The sequence below is a fragment of the Pseudogemmobacter lacusdianii genome (assembly GCF_030848395.1).
Taxonomy (GTDB): domain Bacteria; phylum Pseudomonadota; class Alphaproteobacteria; order Rhodobacterales; family Rhodobacteraceae; genus Pseudogemmobacter; species Pseudogemmobacter lacusdianii.
In genome coordinates this window covers 277,018-301,161 of record NZ_JAVDBT010000002.1, presented here as the reverse complement: position 1 = coordinate 301,161, position 24,144 = coordinate 277,018, and the positions used below count along the sequence as shown (strand labels likewise).

Here is a 24,144-nt window from a genome sequence, read left to right as displayed (position 1 = left end):
CGGTCTTCCGTCCTTGTTAACTGCCTTCTGCGGGGGGATCTGCCAGGTCCCCCGGAAAGAATTCTTCGGCCAACATCTTCAGCTGCGCAAAGCTCAGCGGCTTTTCCAGCGCGTAATTCGCCCCCGCCTCCTCCAAATCGCGGCACTCTGACCCCATCGTCGAGGCCGTGATGCCAACGATCGGCACGTCGCGGTTTGATTGGCGGATCTCGCGCACGATCTCACTGCCGATCATGCCGGGCAGCAATTGATCGACCACCAAAAGATCGTAGCTCTGGCTGCGGAACTGCGCCAGCCCGGTGTCGCCCGCCTCGGCCCAATCAACCTTGTGAAACAATTTGCGCAGCCGGGCCGAGGTAATCTCGCCCACAAGCTTGTTATCCTCGATCAGTAGGACGCTGCGAGAGGTGTAAATCGGGGCAACTTCGCTCATGGGGCTTTCGTCCTGATCAGGGTTTTGCGGCGGCCTTTCGGGGCGGGCCGGATGGCTGAGCACAAAGCACGCGCCCAGCTCACTGGGTTGCAAGATAAGCTCTCCGCCCATCAGCCGCACCGCCTTGCGTGCGGTGTATAGACCAAGGCCGGGCCGCTCGGACAGGGTCGCACCGCTGGTCTCGAAGGGTTCGAAGATCCGGGCACGATCGCCCTCAACAATGCCGATCCCATTGTCCGAGATTTGCCATGTCACCGTCAACTCTGCCTCGTTGCCTTTGACAAGAAAGGCCGCCAGCGTCACTTCTGAGCCCTTGGAATGCACGATCGCATTATGGAGAAGCTTCGAGAGAGCGATGAAAACACGGCTGTAATCGCAGCGCAGCGCGATGTCGCAATTCTCGCCCAAGGCCAGCCGGATCTCGATGCCATTGGCAAAGCCCGCCGGCTGGAACAGCTCGGCCACCTGCAAGGCCATCTCGCGGATGGTGAAGCTGGCATTGGCCGATTGCCCACCTTCGGTGCCACTGCCGGCGCGCAAATCGTCCAAAATAGCGACGATGCGCTGCAAAGTGGTTTCAAAACTGGTGCCGATGTCGTCCCATTCCGTGCCGGTTTTCAACTCCTCGCCCAGCATCGACAAAATGGCGATCGGGGTGCGCAGCTCATGCGCGGCAATGGAAAGCAGCCGCTCTTCGCGCAAAACCGCCTCACCCAAGAGCGATTCGTTGCGGATCAGCCGGGTTTCAAGATCCTGCTGCCGCCGCAGACTGATAAGCGCCAGCCAAGCCACCGGCGGGTCGTGGCGCAGGATATGCACCTCAAAGCTCTCAAGCCGCGCCGTTGGCGTGGGCTGCCCCTCAACCGCTAGCGGTTTGACCTGCAGACGAAGGCGCAGCGGGCGCACCGGCACGCTGTTGGGCGGCGGGTCTGCAGCCAGCCCCGGCTCTGCCTGCAAGCGTTGCATCAGATCAAGCACGCCCGAGAAATCCGAATCGCGGAAGAGGTCCGCAAAGCTTTGCGGATCCCCCAATCCCAAAGCGCGCCCCGCCTGGCCGGGGAAAACCACGCTCTGCTCGGCCAGATCCAGCTTGACCAAAGCGCTGCCGCTCAGCGCCTGAAACGCGGCCGTCACCTCGGGCGGGGCGGCCCCGATCGCGGACATTGCGTCGACACCGTCGCGGGCCCGGCGGTGCAGGCTGGCCAGCGTGGTCAGCATGATCGCCGCAAACATCGCCTGCAGACTGGGATGGGCCGAGCCCGAGGCGACCAAGGCCATCGCCCCGGCAGAAAGCATCAGCCCCAACCCCGGCAAGTACAAAGGCAGCAATTGCAAAGCGGCCCCTGCCATCGCAGCGCAGAGCAAAAGCCCTGTCACCGCAACGCCCGGCCGCGCAATCTCGGGCGCGGCTGCGGCAAGGCCAAGCAGGGCCAAGGCCGCCACGGCCTGCACCAGCACCAGCCCAGTGATCGCGCCACCCTGCGCCTCACGCGCACGCAAAGCGGCATAGCCGGGGCGCAGAAGGCTGACAGCGGTCTGCGTGTAAAGTGCCGCCATAATCGCAGGCAAAAGCGGGGCCGGGGCAAAATTCCCTTGCTCAATCAAAGGCAAGGTCGAGGCGATCAGCCAGAAGCCGACCGCATAGATCACGCCTGACACCAGCAGATCGCTCGGCGTCGCGGGGGCGCTGCCCCGCTCGGCTTTGCCCAAATGCGCGGTGGGTTGCGCCAAACCAAGCGATGGTCGGCGCGGATCATCGGTCAAATGGCGGGTGGCAAAGGCCACAAAGGCCAAGACCGCAGCGCCGATCCAGCAAAAGGCCATCTCCATTGGCGACAACCCAGGCGCCGTAAGCGCGGCGATGCCGGGCCAGTTCACCAGCGTAAAGCCAGGCACCAGCGCCAGCCCCACCCCCGAGGCGATCAATGCCGCAACCGCTTTGCGCGCGCGGCGGCGCGCCAAAGCCATCAGCAAAACCTGATGCGTCACCGCCCCCCAAATCAGCACGGCACCGGGCAAAAGCTGGCGCAACTCGGACGCAGGAACCGCCGCCGAATCCAGCGGCCCGCGCAGCAAAAGCTGCGTGCCCAAAAGCGGCATCAGAAGCACGCAAAGCACCATCACCCACCGGAACATCCGGCGGCTATTGGCAAGACGAGGCTTACGGTTCGGCATTCACGCTCCGCTTAATAGGCCATAGAAATGCGATACACCGCAGGCGCCAGCAGCAAAATCAGTAGCGGCGGCACGGTGAAAAGCATGGTGCCCAAGGTCATCTTCGTTGGCAGGACATTGGCCTTTTCCTCGACCTTGCGGACCCGGCGGTCGCGCAGATCGGCGGCAAAAACCCGCAAGGTTTGCGCCACAGGCGTGCCCATTGTCGTCGATTGCACGATGATCTGGGCCAACTGACGGATATCGTCATTGTCGGTGTCCTGCGCCATCCGCACCCAAGCCTCTTGCCGGTTGGCACCAGCGGCCAAAGCCTCGGTCAGCGCAAGGAATGAGCGCGCGAGATCGGGATGCACAGGGGCCAAATCCTCTGCCACCCGCATGATGGCCACATCGGTGGACTGCCCGGCCTCGACACAGATCAGCATGAAGTCCAAAGCATCTGGCAGCCCCAGTTCGATGCGCCGCAGATAGGCACGGCGGCGGCGATCGACCCAATAGACCGGCAGGTAATAGCCAAACGCGCTTGCGCTCAGAAGCACCGCAACCTTGTTGAGCGGCCCCAGTTGTTGCAGCTGCGGCGCCCAGCCCAGCAAGACCATCCCGACCACAAAGCCCAAGCCGATCCCGCCCAGTTTGGCATAGCCCAGATGGCGCACAGCATCAGGATGGGTGAAACCGGCTTGCGCCAATTGCTTGCGCAGCGCGGAATCTTTGGCCGGATCGCCAGCGACCTGCAACATCCGCTCTGCCGGGCGTTTTGCAGCCCCAAGCGCGACCACCGGCTGCGCGCGCATCAGCAAAGCCAGCCCAGCGCCAAAGGAAAGCGCCGAGAGCAGAAACCCAAAGCTGAACACAACTGCCATCATCGTTCAGCGCCCAGACAAAGGTGGCCAGAGCAAAACTCCAAAAGATCGCATGGTTGCCAGCTCATTCGATCTTTACCAGCCAGCGCATGAACAGCACGTTCATGCCCAAAAGCACGCCAACCACGGTCAGCATTGGCAAGAAAAACGGCTTATCAGAGATCTCCGAGAAGTAATCGGGGTTGATCGTCAGCAGCATCACCACCGCGCCGAGGGGAAAGCACGACAGGAACATCCCAGACCATTTCGCCTCGGCCGTGATCGAGCGAACCTTGCGGCGCAATTGCTGACGGCCGCGGGCAATGGTGCAAAGGCGTTCCAGCACCTCGGCCAAATTGCCGCCCGAGTTGGATTGGATCGCCACCGCGGCGGCGAAAAAGCGCAGGTTTTGGTTGTCGCAACGCTGCGCCATCTCACGCAGGGCCCGCACTGGATCTTGGCCATAGCTGATGCGGCGCGCGCTCTCGGAGAATTCAGCCGCGATCGGCCCGTTCAGCTCTTGCCCAACCGTTTGGATCGCCGTTGCCACCGGCTGGCCCACCCTCAGTGAGCGCACGATCATATCCAGCGCCTCGGGCACCGCCTCTTCGATTTGCGCCAAGCGCCGCCGGTAGCGCGCCCGCGCCCAGAAATACCACACCACCGCCGATAAAAGCAGGCCAGCAGCAAGACCTAAGATGAGGTTCAACCCAATGGCCGCGTGCAGCAAAATCACCACGCCGGTCGTGATCACCACCACCGTCACCACCGCAATCCTGCGGATCTCGGCGCCAAAAGCGGCCAGCCCCTCGGCCTGAGCCGCGCCGGGCAGCAGCTTTTGCCACAAGGCCGGGGCAGCGGCGCGGCGCAGCATCACCGGATCAGCACCAGACAGCGCGGCCTCAACCGGCGAGGTCACGCCCGAGAACCGCCGCACCACCTCATTCTGGCGCAGGCGCAACACCGAAGCCACCGCCAGCACCATCGCAAGGACCAGCACGAACAGACCAAAGCAAAGTGCCACGGCAAGGAGAGAAGCCGTATCCATCTGCCTTACGCCTCATATAGATCGGGCGGCAGCTGGTGCCCCCATTTGCGGAAGCGGTCAGCGTAAAAGGACCGGATGCCCGACCCTGAAAAATGCCCCTCTACCTTGCCATCGGGGCCAACGCCGGTGTGATCGTAGAAGAAAAGCTCCTGCATCGTCAGCACATCCCCCTCACAGCCGGTGATCTCGGTCACCGAAGTGATCTTGCGGCTGCCATCTTGCAGTCGGTTGACCTGCACGATGAGATTGACCGCGCTCGCCACCTGCCGGCGCAAAGCGCTCAGCGGGATCTCCACCCCTGCCATTGCCACCATATTCTCAAGCCGGCTTGTCGCATCGCGGGCCGAGTTGGCGTGGATCGTGGTCATTGAGCCGTCATGGCCGGTGTTCATCGCCTGCAGCATATCGATCACCTCATCGCCGCGGGTCTCCCCCACGATGATCCGGTCTGGCCGCATTCGCAAAGCATTGCGCAGACAATCGCGCTGGGTCACTGCGCCCTTGCCCTCAATATTGGGCGGGCGGCTTTCCATCCGGCCGACATGGGTCTGCTGAAGCCGCAATTCGGCGGTGTCTTCCACCGTGATGATCCGCTCGCGCTTGCCGATATAGGAGGAAAGCGCGTTCATGAGCGTGGTCTTGCCCGAGCCGGTGCCGCCCGAGATCACCACATTCAACCGGCAAGCCACCGCTGCACGCAGATAGATTGCCATCTTCTCGCTCATGGCCCCCAAGAGCGCCAGCTGCTCAAGGCTCAGCTTGTCTTTGCGAAACTTGCGGATCGAAACCAGCGTACCATCCAGCGCAATGGGCGAGATCACCGCATTCAACCGCGAACCATCCGCCAGCCGCGCATCGACATAAGGCGTTGATTCATCCAAGCGCCGCCCAACCGAGCCGACGATCTTTTGTAAGATCCGCCGCAAATGCGCTTCATCTTGGAACTGCACATCGGTCAGTTCCAAAAGCCCGCCTTGCTCGATGAACACCTGCTCTGGCCCGTTGATGAGCACATCCGACACGGTCTCATCGTTCAGCAAAATCTCCAGCGGACCAAGGCCCATCACCTCATAGTACAGATCCTCGACCAGCCCGTCGCGGTCCGAACGGCTGACGGCAATATGCTGATCGGGGATCAGCGCTTTCAGGATCGAGGTAATCTCGGTTTTGATCTCGGCCTCGCTGGCCTGCATCAGCGCCGAAAGGTTCAGCGTCTCCAAAAGTTGCTGATGCGCTTGCTGGCGCAGTTCGGCCAGCTTGCGACGGCGGTTCCGCGCGGCCTGATTTTCTGGCGCAGCAGGGGCCTCAGGCTCAGACGGAAAGGCCAGTTGCGGTGCCAGGGCCGGCTGGTCAGCGACCCGGCTTTGGCGAAATTTGTCAAACATGGTCATCCTCCCTACGCCTGAGCCGACTGCATTGCCATGCTGCGCGTCATGTCGCGGGCCAGGTCACGAATCTCGACACGCAGCCGGTTTGACGGCGCGTATTCGGCCAAGGGCAGCCCGCGGTTGGCCGCGGCACTTGGGTCCGCCCCCGCTTCGGGCAAGAGCTGGTAGATCCCCGTCCCGGCCGCCTTTTCAAACTCTTGCTGCGCCTCTTCCCAAAGCGCCGAGGGTTTGCGCGGCACCCGGTTCAGCAGGTACAGCAAATGTGCCTTAGCCAAGGTTTCCGCATTGATAAGCTCGCGCAGACGCGCAGCGTTCTGCGCCGAGCGCACATCCAAAAGTGAGACGGCCAGCACCGCATCGGCTTCGGCAAAGGCCACTTCGCTCCAATCGGCAACAAGATGCGGCATATCCAGAATAACAACGTCGGCGCTGCTGCGGGCCAAGGCGATGATCCGCGCCAGATTGGACGAGGAAAGCCCATCGACGGGCAAAATCTCATTCGGAGCGGGGAAGATCTGTAGGTTCTCGGGCGCTTTGGGGCTGCGCGTCAGGCACATATCAAAGGAATCGGCATCGATGGCCCCAATCGAGCGATAGATGTCCACCACCCGCGCATTGGTCGGAAGGCCAAGGTAGGTCGCCACATTGCCAAATTGAAGGTTCAAATCCAGCAAACAGACCCGCCGATTGCGGTCAGCCCGGGCAATCTCCACCGCAAGGTTCACCGCCAAAGAGGTCGCGCCTGCGCCGCCGCAAAGGGGCTGAACCGCGATCAGCCGCAATGAGCTGGGCAAGCTTGGCTCGGCCGGGGCGGTGACCGCGGGCGCGCCTTGTTCGGGGGATTGTCGGCCCAAAAACCGCCGCCACCAGCCACGCGGGGCGGGAGAGGTGATGGTCTCACCCTCAGCAGCAGGGCTGCTGGCCGGCGGCTGGTTCAGATCGAAAGGCGGGCCGAACAGCACCGTCAGACCCGGAGCCGCGGCAAAGGCCATGCGCGATTTTTGCGGCAGCAAAACCACCACATCGGGCGAGTTCAGGCGCGCTTCCGCTACGATCGCCTCAACCAACCGCGGGCTGGCATCCTTTTCCGCATCGGGCGCAATGACGATGCGATCAAAATGGCCCGGCTCCAGCGATCTTAGCCGGTCCAAAGCCATCGCCAGCGTCAGATCTTCGCGCGCGGCCAGCGGCGGCATCAGGGTGATATAGCCCGCAAGGCGCAGCAAAGCATCGATGCCATCGCTGACGGTGCAGACCCGCAGCGGTGCTGGCGCAATTGGCGTAGCGTTAGGGTCCACACCGGTTGTGCCTGCCCCCAATGGGGTCGTGGGGGGCGCAATGGAAGGAGCGCTGCTCAACACGGCACCTCCATCGTGACACGGCCGCCGCCCCGGACCACCGCAGTGGTGCAGACCTTACGGCCCGATGCGCCAGTGATTTTCGAGATCACGCCCGCACCGCTGTCTGCTGGTGCTGCGCCGGCAGCAAGCGGGCCGCTGTCGCGCACCACCAGCGGCAACGACTCAAGCTCGGTAGAGCCGATCACCACCTCATTATCCACCACGACCCGCCTGCCATCCGACAGCAGGATGTGGAAAAATCCCGTCTGCTCGGCCATTTGCGCCAGAACAGCCTCCATCCCGGCCCCCTCTAGCAGCAGCTTGCCCGCCAAAGGCGCGACGCCCTCGGCACTGCTGGCGAAGGGGGGCGCGCTCCAATCGCTGGGCAAAGCCAAGACCCGCAAGGCCGAGCCGATCAGCCGGGTCTCAGTCTGCCCGCCGCCGATGTTGCGCGTCCAAACCAGATCAACGCTGCTGCCCTCGACCAAAAGCCCAATGAAATCCTGCAGATTGCGCGGCGCCACGGCAAAGGCCCGCGCCCCTGTCGAAACGATCAGCCCCGTATTGGGCCGCTCTCCTGCGGCGGCCAGCCCCCCCTGCAACACCAACTCACCCGCAGCCATATCGCTCAGCGCCAACAAGGGCGCCTCGGGCGACGCCCGGGGCAGATCGCGCAGCACATTGCCGGGCAGACCCGAGACGGGCAGCGAAATTTCCGTGAAATCCGTATGTTGCAGCAGCGCCCCGCGCGTCACTGCCACCCGAGGCACCGGCAGTCTTACCGTCTCACCCAAGGCCGCCAAACTGTTGCGCGCGGCCGTCAGCTCGCCCTCAAGCGCGCGGATATAGACAAAACTGCCAAAGCCCGCCGCTGCGGAAAGCGCCATGCCTGCAACGATCAAGCCAATAATTTTTACACGATTCGGCATATTCACCCTTTGATCCACGATCTGCCTTGAGAAAGGTTTACCCCGCCCTCAAACATCCTCAGCGCGCCCCGCACAGCTTCAATCAACCGATTAAAGCTGCCCCATGTCTCGGCCAGTCTCGCCTATTGGAAGATCAAGTAACCAACTGGCTTTCCTGCCAAATATTCCTTCCGCACCCGGGCATAATGGCGCAAAGCCTCGGCGACTTCGGCATCTGACATCAGCCCTGAAAGCAACGCCCGCGCATCGCGCTCTCGCCCATCCAGAGCGTAAGCAATCGCCAAATTGGCCCGCGCCGTGCTGCCATGTGACGGGTCGCGCAGCAGTTCTTCCATCAGCTTGGTGCCTTGTCCGATGGAGCCCGAAAGCACCTGCGACAAAGCGAAATTGCTCAAAAGCGCAAAGTTCGTCGGGTAGCTTTGCAAAGCGCTGCGATAAACGTCCTGCGCCTCGGCATGGCGCGACAGGTAGTCCAATGACACCGCCTTACCCGTCAGCCCTGCAAGGTTCTTGCGATCAAGCGTCAATGCGCGATCGAAATGCTCAATCGCCTGCTTGGGGTGCAGCTCCAAAAGTGCCAGATTGCCCAGCTGGTTATGCACCTCGGGGTGCCGCCCACCCAAGGCACTGGCCCGCATTAACGCGTTGTTTGCCCGACTGAACTGCCCCAAAGCCGCGTATGATTTTCCAAGCCCAATCAGCGCCGTGACCGAATTCGGATGCCGCGTGGCGGCCAGTTCAAAAAGGCGCGCCGATTCGACGTAATCGCCAACAGAATAAGCGGCTTCGGCGACTTGCACGGTTTCATCTTGACCAGCCCCCCCGCCCGAGGTGCTCGCCACACAACCGGACAACAAGACTGCCAGAAAAGCCATTTTAATCAACGCACTAGCGCGCTTCAGCATACATAACCCCATCACTTGGCCCGTCGCAAAAACATTTGCGACGACAAAGCCCATCGTCGGAATGTCGAAACACCCGCCGTAAGCCGAGGATAAACAATCCTAAACTCATTAAAGACACGCTTCGCAAAACAGCTGCTCTGCTGCGAATCACCCTTAGACACTGCACCGCAGTCGACAAGCATGCGTCGACTAACACAACCCCTGAGCGAGCATGTCACAGCCAAAGGCAGATAACTCTAAGACACAGCTTTGACCAAGAGTCTTAAGGATGCAAAGTGTTTCTGCTCGATTCGATCAAAACGGGCGCCCTAAAACTTCAATCGCGCATTGCGTGAATCAGACGACTAACCTATGCCAGAGTCTCTGGTTTGCCGGGGGAGCCACGATAATGATCGAAATCTTTACGCTCGGCAGCGGCCAGACGGCCGGTCCTTCCAGATCTTTTTCCAACGAAATCAAGCTGTCAGCCCCATCCGATGTGTATTTCGGATCTGCCGCAGCGGGGATCGCCTTCTACGAGAAATCCGGCGCAGACCTGCGGGTCACCCTGCTCGACGGGACTGAGGTTTTGATCCGCGACTTCTTCGTGATCGGCCCTCAGGGGGAGTACAGTCGCCTCTTCGACGGCGGCGCTGCGGGCTCGATTGAGGTGACAGGCCTGATCGCCCCTGAACCCTATTTGCCGCCCGAAGCGCAGCCTGATCCTGCGCCGCCCAGCGACGGCGCCCTGACCGCCTCGGCCCCCGCCGAAACCGCCGAAGAAGACAGCCCGGCCGAGCCCATCACCGTCTCAGCCCCCGCGGAAGGCGGCGGTGGCGGCGCTTTTGCCGGCATGCCCTTGGATCGGCTGCTGTTTGGCGCCGCGATGCTGCCCTCATTGGGCGCCTTGTTGAAAAAGGATGATGAAGAGGAGGCGGCGCCAGAGGTCGCGCGTTTCGCCGCGCAGGCACCGCTAGACGCCGAGAATGCCGAGGTTGACGATCAAGCACCCTCGGATTCAGACTCAGATCCCGATATCGACCCTGAGCTTGCCGCCCTCATTGCCCCCAGCTTAGATGACGCTCTGGCCGTCCTCTTCGGCACCGATAAACAGGGCGGCTCCAGCCGCGCCTTCGGCCCCGAAGGTCATGACGAAGAGTTTGATCTTGCTGGATTTTCAAACTTCTTGGACGGCTTCCCTCCGTTCACGACCGAAGGTTAAAGCCTCGCGTATGTTGCGGAAACGTTCCTTCAGTTCGGCTGTCACAGCACTGTTGCTTTTGGCCAGTTGGGCCGTGCCTACGCAGGCGCAATCGCTGAAAGAGGCGGTGCGTCTGGCGACCGAGCGTGATCCGTTGATCACAGCGCTGCAGCATGCCGTCGCCCGCGGCACCACCAATATCGAAATCGCCAAAGACGGCAAACGCCCGCAGGTCAGCATCGGCGGCGCCACTGCCACGAATGACGATGATCCCGCGCTCAGTGTCACCATTTCGCAGGTGCTGATCGATTGGGGGCTGGTGAAGGCCCAAGTCGCCGCCGCCTCGCATGAACGGGTGAAAACCGTCGCACAGATGAAAATGGCGGTCGAGGATCTGTCGCTGCAAGTGGCCGAGCTCTACATTGAGCTTGAGACGCTGGATCGCAAAGTGCAGCGCACCCAAGGCTATATCGATTTCGCCAAAAGGATCGAGGGGTTTTCGCGCAGCCGGGTGGCCGCAGGCCTTTCCGACAGCGCCGAGATCGCCCGTGCTCGGCTTGAGATTGCGCGCGCTGAAGAGCATATGATGCAGCTGCAATCAGACCGCTCTATCACCCTGTCGCAACTAGAATTTTTGCTTGGCAGGCCGGTCAGCACGCCCTCTATCGCGCCCAATCTGGCCTTTGCCGAACGCTTCGCCTCAAGCGCCAAAGTGATTGAGGCTGTGATGCTGGCCCCCGCCTATATCGAGGCGCGGGCCGACCGCGATATCGCAGCGGAAGGCATCAAAGCCGCCAAAGCCTCTAAAAAGCCGAAGATTGTTTTGCAGGCCGAAGGTCGGCAGGATTTGACCGGCGGGCGCGGGCGCAGCGGTGCCATTGGCCTGTCCGCCGGGGTAGATTTGAACGGCACCAGTTTCTCTGGCCGCGCCGTTTTGGCCGCCGAACAAGACAAGGCAGCCGCTGAATCGCGCCTTTTGGCGGCCGAGCGTGAACTGCAAAATGCAGTCCGCATTTTCGCCCAACAAATCAAAATACTAGAGGCGAACGAAGCCGCCCAGCAAAGGCAACTTGCGCAGGCCGAGGAGGTTCTCTCGGCCTATGAACAGCAGTTCGTCGCGGGCCGGCGTGAGTTGATCGATCTGCTGACCACCAGCCGCGATCTCTACGATGCCGAGATCGACGAAATTGAGACATATAAAGAACGCAAAGTTACGGAATATGCGGCAGCACATTCGGTTGGAATGTTAGGCTCACTTCTGTTTGCGACGCGTTAGTTCAACCCAAATTTGCCTTCAGCTTAGGCGGGACGATGTCAGTTAAAGACAACCGTGACCCTTTGGTCCTTGGTTTAATCGAAATATGCCGCGCAAACGGCGTTTCGGCTTCGGCCGAACGGCTGGCCGATGGCCTGCCAATCGATGACCAAGGCCGGCTCAACCAAAGCGCCGCCGCCCGGGCGTTGCTGCGCGTTGGCATGAGCTGCCGCATCGCCAAAGCGACCCTCTCCAGCCTCCCACCCGAAGCCCTGCCAGTGCTGCTTTTCTACACCGACGGCACCTTGGTGCTGCTGGAAAGCCTAAGCGACACCAGCGCGGTCCTTGTCCTTCCCGCCAGCGGCGGCGGCCGGGTTGAAACCAGCCGCAGCGCGGTAGAAGCGGCTTGGGACGGCCGCTACCTGGCCGCCAAACCCATCGATGTGGTTACCGCCCGGCTGGGCGTCGCAAATCCCGATGGCCGCCATTGGATCCTTGGCCCCGTCATGGGCAACATGCGGATTTACCGCGATGTTTTCCTGGCTTCGATGATGGCAAGCCTGCTGACGGTCTCGACCTCGCTTTTCTCAATGCAGGTCTATGACCGCGTTGTGCCGAACCAAGTCTTTGACACGCTTTGGATTCTGGCCAGCGGCGTCTTACTGGCGATCGTGCTTGAGTTCGTGCTTCGGATGATGCGGGCTCGGCTGATCGATGTCTCGGGGCGCGATCTGGACCTCATGCTTTCCTCGCAACTCTTTGACCGGGTTGCCCATTTGCGTCTGGCGCATCAACCACGCTCTACCGGCGCTTTCGCCAACCAAGTGCGCGACTTCTCCACTGTGCGTGAGTTTTTCACCTCGGGCACGGTCTCGGCGATCTGCGACATTCCCTTCGTACTGATCTTCATCGGCATTATCGGCTTTATCGGCGGCCCGGTCGCCTTTGTTGTGATCTTTGGCGCGGTGATGATGATCGCGCCCGGCCTTTTGATGCAAAAGCAACTCGCCAAGCTCTCGCGCAGCAACACGCGTGAGGCGGCAGCCCTGAACGGCCTTTTGCTCGAAACCGTCTCCAATCTTGAGACGGTGAAGGCCGCGAGGGCCGAGGGGCGGCTCCACCGAGCCTATGTGCAACTTACCGCAACCATGGCGGAAACGGCGATCCATAGCCGCGAGAAAACCACCTTCTTGATGCAGATCGCCGCCTCGACGCAGCAGCTTTGCTACGGGCTTGTCGTGATCGTTGGGGTCTACCAAATCGCCGCGGGCAATATGACCACCGGCAGCCTGATCGCCTGCACCTTGCTCACCAGCCGCACCTTGGCCCCTTTGGGGCAAGTCGCGGGGCTTTTGGCGCGCTGGCAACAGGTCCGCGCCGCAATGGACAACCTTGATGAGATTATGAAGCTCCCGGTCGAACGCCCGGCCGAGCGGCATTATCTGCGCGCGCCCGCCATCACCGGGGCCTACCAGCTCAGCGGTGTCACCTATTCCCACGACAAAGACAGCGGCGATGTGCTCGACGTTAAGTCTTTGGTCATCAAACCCGGTGAGCATATTGCGCTTTTGGGTGGCAACGGCGCGGGCAAATCCACGCTGCTGCGGCTTTTGGCGGGGCTCACCGATCCGGCAGGCGGCACCTTGCTTTTGGACAATCTCGCCTTGGCGCAGATCGACCCAATCGATCGGCGGCGCCAGATCGGCTATCTGCCGCAATCCCCGGCGCTTTTTCAGGGCACTTTGCGCGAAAACCTCACGCTGGATCACGGGCTGCACGATGATACCCAGCTTTTTGAGGCGCTGGACGCTGTCGGCCTTGGCCGCCATGTGCGCCGGCATGTCCGCGGGCTTGATATGCCGCTTTTCGGCAATGCCAATGTCTCGGGCGGGCAGCGCCAAGCGATCGGACTTGCGCGGATTATCCTGCAAGATCCGCAGATTATGATCTTGGATGAGCCGACTTCGGCCTTTGACCATGCCACCGAACAGCATGTCGTCAAGTTCCTGCAAACTTGGCTGCAGGGCCGCACCGCAATCATCGCCACCCATAAGCGCGAGCTTCTGACCCTGACCGAACGGGCCATCATCCTCAAAGATGGCGCGATCACCCATGACGATGCGCGCGGCAAGATCCTTGAGCTTGCCCGCTCTTCCGCCGCGGCGCAGCAGGTGAAGGCGGTGCAATGACCCAAGCTGATTTCGCCACCGATTATCTTGATGGCAGCTTCCGGCGGCGTTCGCTTGCAACGGCGCGGCAGACCGTTTGGCTGGTCTCGGCCACGCTGGCCATCGCCGTGCTCTGGGCCGCTTTCGCCCAGATCAACGATATCACCCGCGGTGAGGGCACAGTGATTCCGCTGCGCCGCATGCAAACAATTCAAAGCCTTGAGGGCGGCATCTTGGCCGAGCTTTTGGTACATGAGGGCGATATCGTCCAAGAGGGCGAGGTGCTTGCCCGCATGGATGCCACCCGCTTCCGCTCCTCCTTCTTGGAAACCAAGGCCGAGATCGACACCCTGCGCGCCGAGGTTGCTCGGCTTGAGGCTGAGGTGATGGAAAGCGAGCAGATCGCTTTTGAGGGCAGCGACGCCGACAGTGAGGCGCGCGCCAATGAGCTGCGGCTTTTCGTGGCCCGGCGCACCAAGCTCACCGAATCAATCGCCGCCGCCGAGACCGAGCGCGCCGCGATCACCGGCCAAATCGAAATCACCGCGCCTTTGGTCGAACAAGGCTCCGTCAGCCGCGTCGATCTTTTGCGCCTGCGCCAGCAAGAGGCCGCCCTCCTCGGCCGCATCGGCGAGCTGCGCAACAATTATGTGCAGGAAGCATATCGCGATCTCGTCGCCAAAAAGGCGCGGCTCGTGGCGCTGGAGCAGCAACTGATCCAGAAAGAAGACCAGCTGACTCGCACCGAAATTCGCTCTCCGGTTGCGGGCCGGGTGAACAATTTGAACATCACAACCCTGGGCGGAGTAGTGCAGCCCGGCCAATCCATCATGGAAGTCACGCCCGTCGACGACCAATTGATGATTGAAACCCGCGTTTTACCGCGCGATGTTGCCCTTATCGCCCCCGGCATGCCCGCCAGTGTCAAATTGACCGCCTATGACTTTTCGATCTACGGCGATTTGCGCGGCACCGTCAGCCGGATCAGCGGCGATACGGTGGAAGAGGACACGCCGACGGGCAGCCAAGCCTTCTACCGCGTCATGGTCACAACTGAGCAAAGCTATCTTGAACGAAATGGCGAGCAATTTCCAATCCGCCCCGGCATGGTCGCCGTGGTTGACATCGAATCCGGCAGCCGCTCGGTGCTGAGCTACCTGACAAGACCAATTTTGCGCGCAAAGTTACGTTAATGATTTCTATATAACTGATCGAGTGTTATTGATCCGCTATGTGTAACCCGTTTGACCCTACGCCAATGTGGCTCTGCGGTCATTTGTTCAATAGTTCTGATCCTACTTTGTTTTGAACAGGTGGCTGTGTGTCTATGACTTGGGGAATTCTGGTCGTCGCTTTTACCATATTTTTTGGTGCGGCCGCGCCTGTGATGTCGCAAGAGGTCTGGAGCGTGGGGCGGGGCGAGCTCTCGCTCAATGTGACCGAAGCGAAGTTCATAAAATTGGAAAAGACCGCCACGGCGGTGTTTATCTCTAACCCCAACGTGGCCGACATCGACCTGCAATCCTCTCGCTACCTCTACATCGTCGGGAAAAACGTTGGAACTTCAACGCTCTACGTTCTTGGCGAGAATGATGAAGAGATCTTAAGCACCACGATCTCGGTGGGGATTGATGCCGAAAGGCTGGAAGCAGCCGCCAATCATGCCATCCTTGGTGGCCATGTGGATATCTCAACCCGCGATGGTGCTGTCTTCCTGACCGGACGTGTCCAGACCGAGGATGATGCCGCGACTGCGGGCGATGTCGTGGCCGCGCTTCTTGGTGAGAATGCGATCATCGTTAACAGGTTGGAACTTGCGGTTGCCGCGCAGGTCAATCTGCAAGTGCGCATCGCCGAAGTGTCGCGCAGCATAAGCGAAGACCTTGGCATCAGCCTTACCACCAGCAGCAGCACCGGCCGCAGTGGCTTTAACTCCCCAGCCCTCTCTGGCGGTGGTTATGAAATCACCCTTGGCAGCGGCTCCCGTAACATCAATCTGGTGCTGGACGCCTTGGCGCGAAACGGGCTCGTGACGATCCTGTCTGAGCCCAATCTCACCGCGCGCTCGGGCGAGACCGCCTCCTTTCTGGCAGGCGGGCGGTTCCCCTATCCGGTGGACAGTGGCGAAGACAAAGTCAGCTATGAGCTTGAACCCATTGGGGTTGAGCTTGAATTTACCCCCACCGTCTTCGGCCAAGATCAGATTCAGCTCAAAATCAACACAAGGGTGCGTGACGTCGATCCGGCCAATTCGGTTGACGCCAAAGTGCCCGCGCTGACCGAACGCAGCGCCACCACCACGGTAGAGCTTGGCAGCGGCCAAAGCTTTGCCATTGCCGGGATGTTCCAAGCCGACACCGTGCAATCGCTTTCGGGCCTGCCGGGGCTAATCAACCTGCCGATTATCGGCGCGCTCTTCCGCTCTTCGCGGTTTTCGCGGGGTGAGACAGAGCTGGTGATCATCGTCACCCCCTATCTGGTCGAACCCACCAGCCCCGATAACCTCAGAACGCCCGTGGATCGCGTAAACCCAGCGGCCGGCGCCATTGATCAGTTGCTGATGGGGCGGACCGACGGCGTCATTCGGCCCGGAGCAAAGGGCACGTCAAAGGTGCGTCGCGGCGGCTTCCTTTTGCAGTAGGCACGTTATGATTTCCAAGCTTCGCAACCTCCTTATGCCGCTTGCCGCCCTCGTTTGGCTGGCAGGCTGCGTGACACCGCCCATCCCTGTAACCGAGCGGATCTCGCCCGCGACACATGAGGCGGTGCTCAACTACCGTTTCCAACCCTGCTCACCCGAGATTGCGGCCGCCGAGCAAGCGCGCATTCGCAAATTCCTCGACAGCCTTGGCCTGACATCGCAGGATATTCTGGTGGTCTCCGTGCCCAAACACCGCCTGCCGCAGCGCGATATCGAACGGCGCCAAACGCTCGAACGGATCTTCGCCGGCTACCCCGCGCAGGTGCGCTTCGTGCAAGATCGCAACTTCCGTGAGCTTACGCAGTCTGAGCCGACCGGCATCATCCGCGCTGTGCGGGTTCATGATGTCACCGTAGACTGCCCAACCGGCAGCCATGAACCCGGCTGCACGACGGCACAGAACCTTGCCGCGATGATCGCCCATCCGGCAGACACCTTCTGGCCGCAAAAAGGCGCTGCCTACCAGCCCGTGCCAAAGACAGCTCCCCCAACCACCGCCGGGGTAGCTCCATGATTTCAAAGAGATTTCAGCGCTTTATCAAAAGCAGCTCGGGCGGCGTCACCGTCGAGTTCGTCATCATCTTCCCGCTGATGGTCCTGCTCTTGATCCTGATCGTCTTTGCCAGCCTCTTGGTCTCGACCGCCAGCGACGTGCAGCAATTCGCGCATGAGCTGTCGCGTGAAGCGCTTGGCCGCTTCGGCTCTGGCGCGGCCATTACGGATGTCTGCACACAAATGGCCAATGACAGCGGCTTGATGAGCCGGCTCTTGTCGCAAACCCTTTTGGTTGAACCCAGCAAGCTGACCGTACTGGCCTGCCCCAGCCAACCCAGCGCCGACGGCTTCGTCACGGTTCAGGTGTCTTACAACTTCGCTGGCAGCTTGGTGCAGGCCTTAGGCCAAAACTTCGGCCTTGATATGGGCATCATCTCCCGCAGCTCCACCATCCGGCTCTGACGGCTCATTGCACCAAAGCACCGCCACAGCTGTAATCTTGCAGCACCAACTCGGCCGGCAGAACCCGAACCCCAAGACTGCGCAGCAAGCCACTGGTGATCCCGTTCAGCAATGGGCTTAGCAACAGTCGCAAGGGCGCCAAGATCACCGGAGATAGCAGGTTCACCGCTGAAGAAATTACAGCGTCGAGCCCGGTCACGCCCCCCAACAGAACGATCCGCAAACGCAGATTCGTCACCGCGGATGTGATTGAGCTGGCAAGCGGGGCCAGCAAGCTGGTCATCGACACCACTACAGGTTGGCGCGCGGCAAATTGGTTGGCGGTGATCCTCACCGCTTGCGGGTCAGCCACAAGCGTCTGCGGGGAAGATACCCCTGAATCCACGCCAATCTGCGCCAGCCCCGTCAATGCCCAAGTCAGGATGTTGCCCTCGAACATCTCATCAGATTCGTCTGGGCTTTTCAGCACCTCAAGCTGCAACGTAAGCCCGGCAAGGCTGGGGGTCACCGTGAAATCCGCCAGCCCCTGATTGCCCGTTGCCATGCAATTGAAAGCCGTGGGCTGCGCGGTGGCGCGGATAGCACTCAGCGCCAGTTTCAGCTCAATCAACTTCGGCAGACCAACCCTGTTCATATCCAACACATCCGCGCGCAAACCGACATTGGCTTGCTCAATCGTGGCGCTTGGCAGCGGCGAATCGGTCAATCTTGCGACAACGGTCACCGGCTGCGACAGCACCCCAACGCTCAGCGCGGCATTGGCCAAGGGTGAAAGGTTCAGCCCCAGCCCCACATTCACCCGGTGCTGATCTGGCACCTGCGCCCCTGCCAGCCCCAGCATCGCGGTGACCAGATCAAAGGCATTGATCTTAACATCCGGTAAAATATCCCCAACCTGCGCATGCGCCAGACCGGGCGACAGGTGCAAAATATTGAGCAGCCGCAACGTCGTTGGCGCCGACCCAGCCGAGCGTTGCGTCAAAGCCCCGCCCAACGGCTGCAGCCCCAAAAGAGAGTTCAGCTGGATCGGCGCATTTAACACATCGTTGAAGGTGACCAGCCCAACATTGGCTTCGGCGCTGAGCACGCTTTCGCCCAGCCCCAGAAGGTCGTTCACGCTCACCTCAAGATCGGCAAGCCCGCGATAGCCAGCCACATGAGCCGCCAGTTCAACCCCCAAAACATTGCGCAACAGCGGATCCAGGATCGAAGCACTGGTGTCCACACTCAGCAACGAGTTGCGCAGCGTATAGACGATGACGTCGTTGCGCACCCCAACCGCCGCGCGGCGAACGGTCAGATCTTCATCCTGAAGAATAGGGCTTAACAACAGCGGCCGAAACGGTGAGGGCACCTGCACACGCACCGCCGAGCTGCCCACCGGATTGGCCTGGTTGGGATGCGGCGTAAATTCTCTTGTGCTGCGATTGTAACTGCCCAGCACGATATCAGCGTCGCTCAGGGTGATCGTGCCATATCGGTCATTCGCACGGACCACCGATCGCGCCCGCTCACGCACCTTGGCTGCATCGGGCAAATAGCGCGCGGCAGACTGCGCGGCGAGATCGGCCTGCGACTGCACATAGCGTTTTTGCGCATTGCCAAGGCTGATATCAGTGGCAAGTCCACCAACCAGCATCAAGACGGGGAACAGCAGCAGCACCAAAACCGCAATCGCGCCTTGGCTGTCTTGCATAAACTGCCGAAATCTCATTGCTGCCACCTTCGCCTACCCCTGACAACCATCTGAAAATGCACGCCGATAAGAAGATCGGGCCTGCCCGTGCCGTTCTCATGCTATAGAAGCGAAAGATGGCAAGAATCGGGTGTCATCTCTCTTTGATTTTAACTATTTCGCGGATTTGGCGCATCTCAAGTCGCCTTTGTTCTAGCCCAATTCCGGAGTTGCGCATGTCAGACCGCATGATGAAACGATATATCGCCTCGACTGCACTTAGTCTTGGCGCACTGACCTTGGTCTACGCAGGTCAATTGCGCGCCGCCCCGTTTGAGGTTGTGCAGATCAAAGGTGCGGAGTTCATCTCAGAATCGGACATTGCGCTGGCCTGCGATATTACCCCAGGGGTTGAGTATTCGGCCGATGATATGCGCGATGTTGAGGGCTGCTTGATGCAAAGCGGTCAGTTCCGCTCTGTCGAGGTGCGCGGTGAAGGTGAAACCTTGGTGGTTGCGGTCGAAGAGCTGGAGACACGGCCCGGCCGGCTTGAGCTGGGCCTGGCCTATGACAGCCGCGACAGCGCCACCGCCAATCTCTATTTTGAGCGCTACAACCTTTTCCCCGGCGTCTTTGGCGCGGTTGATCTGAAATATTCCAAGCAAGTCGCAGCTTTACAGACCAGCCTCTATGCCGCCGATGCCTTTGGCGATGTTGATTTCGGCATCGATACGGCGTTGCGCCGGACCGATTATGATGACCAAGGCTTCTCCAGCCGCCGCGCCTTGATCGAGCCCTATCTTGCTTATCAACTGCCCAGCGGCCTGCGCGGCGAGTTGGGTCTGGGCTACCGGATGGATGAGATGAAGGATCCGCAAGCCGGGGCAAGCGCGCTTTTCGCGGCCGAGGCCGGACGGGTGGACGCGCCCTATCTGCGCTTTGGTCTGCGCTATTCCGACGGAGTGGACAGCGGCGAGGTCGGCGCTCTGACCGGAGTGTCGGTGACCTTTGATCACTACTTCTGGGGACTTGGCAGCGATCACCGCAGCTCTGAAACCCGCGTCGCCCTGAACGCCCGCATGGCGGTGTCTGAAAAAACCTCGCTTCTTTTGGGCGCTCAAGCGGGCATGGTCAGCGCCGAAGGCGGCCAGAGCACCCGCGCCGTGGACCGCTTCTTCATCGGCGGCTCGGACTTCCGCGGCTTTGCGCCGCGCGGGATTGGCCCGAAAGACGGCGACCATTGGGTCGGCGCCAATCGCTACTTCGTCACCAGCATCGAGTTGCAGCATGAGGTGGACCAGATCTTTGGCAGCAGCGCCAAGGTTGGCCTTTTTGCCGATATCGGTTCGGCCTGGGGGCTTGATGACACGCTTGGCGGCGCAATCGACGATGCCCGCTACATGCGCAGCACCATCGGCCTGTCGCTGACCTTGGATTTGGGCAATGTGCCGGTGTCGATCTTCGTTGCCAAACCGCTCGAGTCGCGCCCGGGCGATGACGCGCAAAGCTTTGGCCTTAGCTTTAGCACGACATTCTAAAGGGCGATTGAAGCGATCCTGTAGAGTTTACCTCAAAGGCAAAGCAAAACTCGACTTCCGAAACAGATACACATCCTTTTTCTGTTGATATCCATACCTAAGTATGTATATCTGATCTGGCAGCTGGCCGTAATGCGGCCAGCCCTAGAAACGGAGCGCGATGTGTTCAGGATCACTCACAAAGACCGCGAGCAAAACGCCACCGATCCGCTGATGGGCGTCGAACAGCCCAAGCCCATGGTTCAGACCACTGCGGTGGGGATGAGCCTTAAGATCGGCTCTTTGGTCGATGCGCCGCTTTGCCCCAAAGGTCTGATCCTGATGTGCGGTGAAATCGGCGAAAACTCGACCGAGCTGTCGCGCTGGGCTGAACGGATGCGCGCCCAAGTCATGGTGGTGCCACATCATTCCATCCCTTTGGAATGGCTGAAAAAATATGCCCCCAGCTTAGATTTCGTCATCGTCGACGCGGATCATGTGGGCGACAGCGGCGCCACGATCGACACCTGCCTTTATCTGCGCCGTGCTGTGCCGCATCTGCCGTTGGTCCTGCTCTCTCGCAAGGTCCGCGCCCATGATTTCACCTGCGAGCGGATGCCGGCATGTGACGTCACTCTTAAACCTCCACTGCTTCACACGGCGTTGACGATGGGCATTCAGGCCGCCTACCGCAACAATGGCACCTACCAAATGGTCGCGAACTGACCGGTAGGTGTTGCAAGCAATGGGGCCAACTCTGCAGCGGGAATTATCCTCCCCCTGGCCTAGTCCCGCTGCAGAGAAAGGCCATGAAACGGCCCCCACCTTTAGAGCAGCCGCCCCCTACGACCTTGACAAGCCCCCCCACTCATGGACAAGTCTAGACACCAAAAGGTCCTACAGAGTGACCAATTGCCCTGCAGAGGTAGCGAGAAAACCAACGCGATGACGATGGACCATCAAACGCCCCCCTCAGGCCTGCACATCCTGATTGCCGATGATCACACGCTGATCCTTGAGATCATCGGGATGGTGCTTGAAAACGTGCCCGACATACAGCTCAGCACCGCCGTTTCAATCGATGGCGTCCTTGAAAAATTCAAGGTGCACGGCAAGTTTGACCTCATCCTTCTCGATCTCGACATGCCGGGCATGAATGGCGTTGAAACCTTCCGCCAGATTGCCGAGATGAACGACGGCGCGCCCGTTGGCATCATCACCGGCAGCCCGACCAGCCGCGTCGTTGAAGAGATGACCAAGCATGGCGCTGCTGGCGTGGTGCCCAAAACCACTTCGATGCGCAGCCTGACCAATGCGATCCGCTTCATGGCCGCGGGCGAGCGCTACTTCCCGATCGAGTTGATGCAAGAGCAAAAGGCCAACCAAGCCGCCTTCGTCTCACCGCTCAGCGACCGCGAGCTTTCCGTCTTGCGCGAGCTTGCCGATGGCAAACCCAACCGCGAGATTGGTGAGGCTTTGTCCTTGGCCGAGGCGACGATTAAAATGCATGTCAAATCGATCTGCCGCAAATTGGGTGTCAGCAACCGCACCCAAGCGGTGATCCAAGCGCGCAACCTCAAGCTGGTCTGACGCTTCCCAAATCCCCGACAAAGCCCTGCTTCTGCGGGGCTTTTTTATGCGCCATAGGCCCATGCAAAAGGCCCCGTCATGCGAACATGACGGGGCAGTGGCACCCCGGGCGGACCGGGGTGCAGGCGTAACCAATTCAAATATCTGACGAAATCTTAGACCCAAGGGTCAGTTCGGGCGATACCCGTCCATCTCCGAGCGGATCTGCTGGCGCAAGGTGTCGATCGGCACCATTTTGCCGTCGCGCTTAAAGTGCCAATAGGTCCAACCATTGCAGCTGGGCGCGCCTTCCAGCGCCGCACCAACCTGATGGATCGAGCCCTTGACGCTATTGCCCACCAGCGTGCCGTCGGCGCGCACCTTGGCCATATAGCGGTTGTTGCTCGAGAAGAGCTCCTCGCCCGGACGCAGCATGCCGCGCTCGACCACTTGGCCGAAGGGCACCCGCGGTTCCGCCCGCTTCGAGCCGGTCACTTCCAGCGCCGCGCCATCGAACTTGCGCACCCGCGCCAGACGCGCCGCAGCGGCCTTGCGATAGGCCTCTTCGCGCTCGATCCCAATGAAATTGCGGCCGAGCATTTTTGCCACAGCACCTGTGGTGCCAGTGCCAAAGAACGGGTCCAGCACCACATCATCCGGGTTCGTGGTCGCCAACAGCACCCGGTGCAACAGGCTTTCCGGCTTTTGTGTCGGATGCGCCTTGTCGCCGAACTCATCCTTCAGCCGCTCATGCCCGGTGCAGATCGGCAGCACCCAGTCCGAACGCATCTGAACGCCTTCATTCAAGGCCTTCAGGGCCTCGTAATTGAAGGTGTATTTTGAGCTCTCATCCCGGCTCGCCCAGATCAGCGTCTCATGGGCATTGGTCAAACGACGGCCTTTGAAATTCGGCATCGGGTTGGATTTGCGCCAAACCACGTCATTCAACATCCAGTAGCCTTGGTTCTGCAACTCGGCGCCCAGACGGAAGATGTTGTGGTAAGACCCGATCACCCAGATCGCGCCATTGGGCTTCAACAGCCGCTTCGCCGCCTTCAGCCAGTCGCGGGTAAACGCGTCATAGGCCGCAAAGGACGAGAACTGATCCCAATGGTCATCAACCGCATCGACCTTGGAATTGTCCGGCCGCAGCAGTTCGCCTTTCAGCTGCAAGTTGTAGGGGGGGTCTGCGAAGATCAGGTCAACCGAGCCAGCCGGAAGGCTGTTCATCACCTCAATACAATCGCCCGCAAGTATTTCGTTCAGCGGGAGGTCTCCCCCCGCTTCGCTCATTTTTTTCGCCATTTCACTGCCTCAATGCCCGGCCTCTTTAGTGGGCCGTGGTCAGTGCTAATTGTGAGTCAGGAGTGAATCCGCGTCAAATTCTTTATTGAATCAATCACTTGCTAAAACCTCTTGGCACAATATCTTGTGGACCGGACCGAAAGAACGTCTATGAGCCGGGGTCACCCCAAAATCTAGCAGTGCCTGAAGGTGCAACTTGGTCGGATATCCGGCGTTGCTTTCCCATCCATAGCCCGGATGTTGTTGCGCCAAATCCACCATAATTCTGTCGCGTGTCACTTTGGCCACAACCGACGCGGCAGCGATCGACAGACAGACCGCATCCCCTTTCACGATCGCTTTGGCCGTGCAGCTCAACCCGCGCGGTATCATATTGCCATCGATCAGCGCGTAATCTGCCCCCAAAGCCGCCACCGCCCGCTCCATCGCCAAATGGCTGGCGCGCAGGATATTAAGCTGATCGATCTCCTCAACCGAGGCATGGGCCACCGCAACTTGGGCATGCTCCATCAGCCAATCATAAACCCGCTCACGCGCCGTGGCCGTCATCACCTTGGAATCGCGCAGGCCTTCCGGTTCTTGCCCCGGCAAAAGCCGCACCGCCGCCGCCGTCACCGGCCCCGCCAAAGGCCCGCGACCAACCTCATCCACCCCGACAACGAAACGTGCGCCCGCCGCCGTGGCCTCCGTCTCATAGGAGAAATCCGGGGTCGGTTTTGCGGGTTTCACAATTGCGGTCATGGCCTATCCTTTGGTG

The 24,144-nt window shown here is 60.5% G+C and carries 20 protein-coding genes; 10 read left to right on the top strand and 10 right to left on the bottom strand.

Features of this window, described 5'->3' with window-relative positions; genetic code table 11:
* Positions 1-16: 16 nt before the first annotated feature.
* The 7 genes from Q9295_RS03185 to Q9295_RS03155 form a co-directional block, all read right to left on the bottom strand.
* Entirely contained in the window at positions 17-2,608 is a 2,592-nt protein-coding gene (locus tag Q9295_RS03185) for an ATP-binding response regulator (protein ID WP_306679055.1), read from the bottom strand.
* Positions 2,609-2,619: 11 nt separating this feature from the next.
* Positions 2,620-3,474 carry a type II secretion system F family protein gene (locus tag Q9295_RS03180; protein WP_306679054.1) on the bottom strand — a complete coding sequence of 285 codons (855 nt, stop codon included), beginning with the start codon at positions 3,472-3,474 and terminating at the stop codon, positions 2,620-2,622.
* A 61-nt stretch (positions 3,475-3,535) separates the two neighbouring features.
* On the bottom strand, positions 3,536-4,498 hold the full coding sequence (locus Q9295_RS03175) for a type II secretion system F family protein (protein WP_306679053.1): 963 nt from the start codon (positions 4,496-4,498) through the stop codon (positions 3,536-3,538).
* 5 nt (positions 4,499-4,503) lie between these two features.
* Positions 4,504-5,883, bottom strand: coding sequence for a TadA family conjugal transfer-associated ATPase (locus Q9295_RS03170; RefSeq protein WP_306679052.1), 1,380 nt, complete (start codon positions 5,881-5,883; stop codon positions 4,504-4,506).
* 11 nt (positions 5,884-5,894) lie between these two features.
* Complete coding sequence (locus tag Q9295_RS03165; RefSeq protein ID WP_306679051.1) at positions 5,895-7,184, bottom strand: CpaE/TadZ family protein; 1,290 nt, start codon at positions 7,182-7,184, stop codon at positions 5,895-5,897.
* A gap of 56 nt (positions 7,185-7,240) precedes the next feature.
* On the bottom strand, positions 7,241-8,155 hold the full coding sequence (locus Q9295_RS03160) for a CpaB family protein (protein WP_306679050.1): 915 nt from the start codon (positions 8,153-8,155) through the stop codon (positions 7,241-7,243).
* Between the two features lie 122 nt (positions 8,156-8,277).
* Positions 8,278-9,060, bottom strand: a complete 783-nt coding sequence (locus tag Q9295_RS03155) for a tetratricopeptide repeat protein (protein ID WP_306679049.1) — start codon at positions 9,058-9,060, stop codon at positions 8,278-8,280.
* 388 nt (positions 9,061-9,448) lie between these two features.
* Between Q9295_RS03155 and Q9295_RS03150 the strand changes: the two genes are divergently transcribed.
* From Q9295_RS03150 to Q9295_RS03120, 7 genes are all read left to right on the top strand, one after another.
* The gene (locus Q9295_RS03150) at positions 9,449-10,261 is read left to right on the top strand and encodes a BapA/Bap/LapF family prefix-like domain-containing protein (RefSeq protein WP_306679048.1); all 813 of its coding nucleotides are present in this window, start codon (positions 9,449-9,451) and stop codon (positions 10,259-10,261) included.
* 10 nt (positions 10,262-10,271) lie between these two features.
* Positions 10,272-11,516 (top strand): TolC family protein, encoded by a 1,245-nt coding sequence (locus Q9295_RS03145; RefSeq protein WP_306679047.1) that lies wholly within the window; start codon positions 10,272-10,274, stop codon positions 11,514-11,516.
* 35 nt (positions 11,517-11,551) lie between these two features.
* Positions 11,552-13,684: a type I secretion system permease/ATPase gene (locus tag Q9295_RS03140; RefSeq protein ID WP_306679046.1), complete on the top strand. Its 2,133-nt coding sequence runs from the start codon at positions 11,552-11,554 to the stop codon at positions 13,682-13,684.
* On the top strand, positions 13,681-14,856 hold the full coding sequence (locus Q9295_RS03135; protein ID WP_306679045.1) for a beta-barrel domain-containing protein: 1,176 nt from the start codon (positions 13,681-13,683) through the stop codon (positions 14,854-14,856). The genes Q9295_RS03140 and Q9295_RS03135 overlap by 4 nt, the downstream gene beginning before the upstream one ends.
* 134 nt (positions 14,857-14,990) lie before the next feature.
* Positions 14,991-16,304: a type II and III secretion system protein family protein gene (locus Q9295_RS03130; protein WP_306679065.1), complete on the top strand. Its 1,314-nt coding sequence runs from the start codon at positions 14,991-14,993 to the stop codon at positions 16,302-16,304.
* 7 nt (positions 16,305-16,311) lie between these two features.
* Complete coding sequence (locus tag Q9295_RS03125; protein ID WP_306679044.1) at positions 16,312-16,878, top strand: hypothetical protein; 567 nt, start codon at positions 16,312-16,314, stop codon at positions 16,876-16,878.
* Positions 16,875-17,321 (top strand): TadE/TadG family type IV pilus assembly protein, encoded by a 447-nt coding sequence (locus Q9295_RS03120; protein ID WP_306679043.1) that lies wholly within the window; start codon positions 16,875-16,877, stop codon positions 17,319-17,321. The genes Q9295_RS03125 and Q9295_RS03120 overlap by 4 nt, the downstream gene beginning before the upstream one ends.
* 4 nt (positions 17,322-17,325) lie before the next feature.
* Here Q9295_RS03120 and Q9295_RS03115 read toward each other — a convergent pair whose 3' ends face one another.
* On the bottom strand, positions 17,326-19,035 hold the full coding sequence (locus tag Q9295_RS03115; protein ID WP_306679042.1) for a pilus assembly protein TadG-related protein: 1,710 nt from the start codon (positions 19,033-19,035) through the stop codon (positions 17,326-17,328).
* A 197-nt stretch (positions 19,036-19,232) separates the two neighbouring features.
* Here Q9295_RS03115 and Q9295_RS03110 point away from each other — a divergent pair, with 197 nt between their 5' ends.
* The 3 genes from Q9295_RS03110 to Q9295_RS03100 all read left to right on the top strand — a co-directional run bounded on the left by Q9295_RS03110 (position 19,233) and on the right by Q9295_RS03100 (position 22,103).
* Entirely contained in the window at positions 19,233-20,534 is a 1,302-nt protein-coding gene (locus Q9295_RS03110; protein ID WP_306679041.1) for a BamA/TamA family outer membrane protein, read from the top strand.
* Between the two features lie 162 nt (positions 20,535-20,696).
* Positions 20,697-21,239, top strand: coding sequence for a hypothetical protein (locus tag Q9295_RS03105; RefSeq protein ID WP_306679040.1), 543 nt, complete (start codon positions 20,697-20,699; stop codon positions 21,237-21,239).
* Positions 21,240-21,464: 225 nt separating this feature from the next.
* On the top strand, positions 21,465-22,103 hold the full coding sequence (locus Q9295_RS03100; RefSeq protein WP_306679039.1) for a response regulator transcription factor: 639 nt from the start codon (positions 21,465-21,467) through the stop codon (positions 22,101-22,103).
* A 168-nt stretch (positions 22,104-22,271) separates the two neighbouring features.
* Here the strand turns inward: Q9295_RS03100 and Q9295_RS03095 are convergent, their stop codons facing one another.
* Positions 22,272-23,375: a site-specific DNA-methyltransferase gene (locus Q9295_RS03095; RefSeq protein ID WP_306679038.1), complete on the bottom strand. Its 1,104-nt coding sequence runs from the start codon at positions 23,373-23,375 to the stop codon at positions 22,272-22,274.
* Positions 23,376-23,477: 102 nt separating this feature from the next.
* Positions 23,478-24,128, bottom strand: coding sequence for a ribonuclease HII (rnhB, locus tag Q9295_RS03090; RefSeq protein WP_306679037.1), 651 nt, complete (start codon positions 24,126-24,128; stop codon positions 23,478-23,480).
* Between the last annotated feature and the right edge of the window lie 16 nt (positions 24,129-24,144).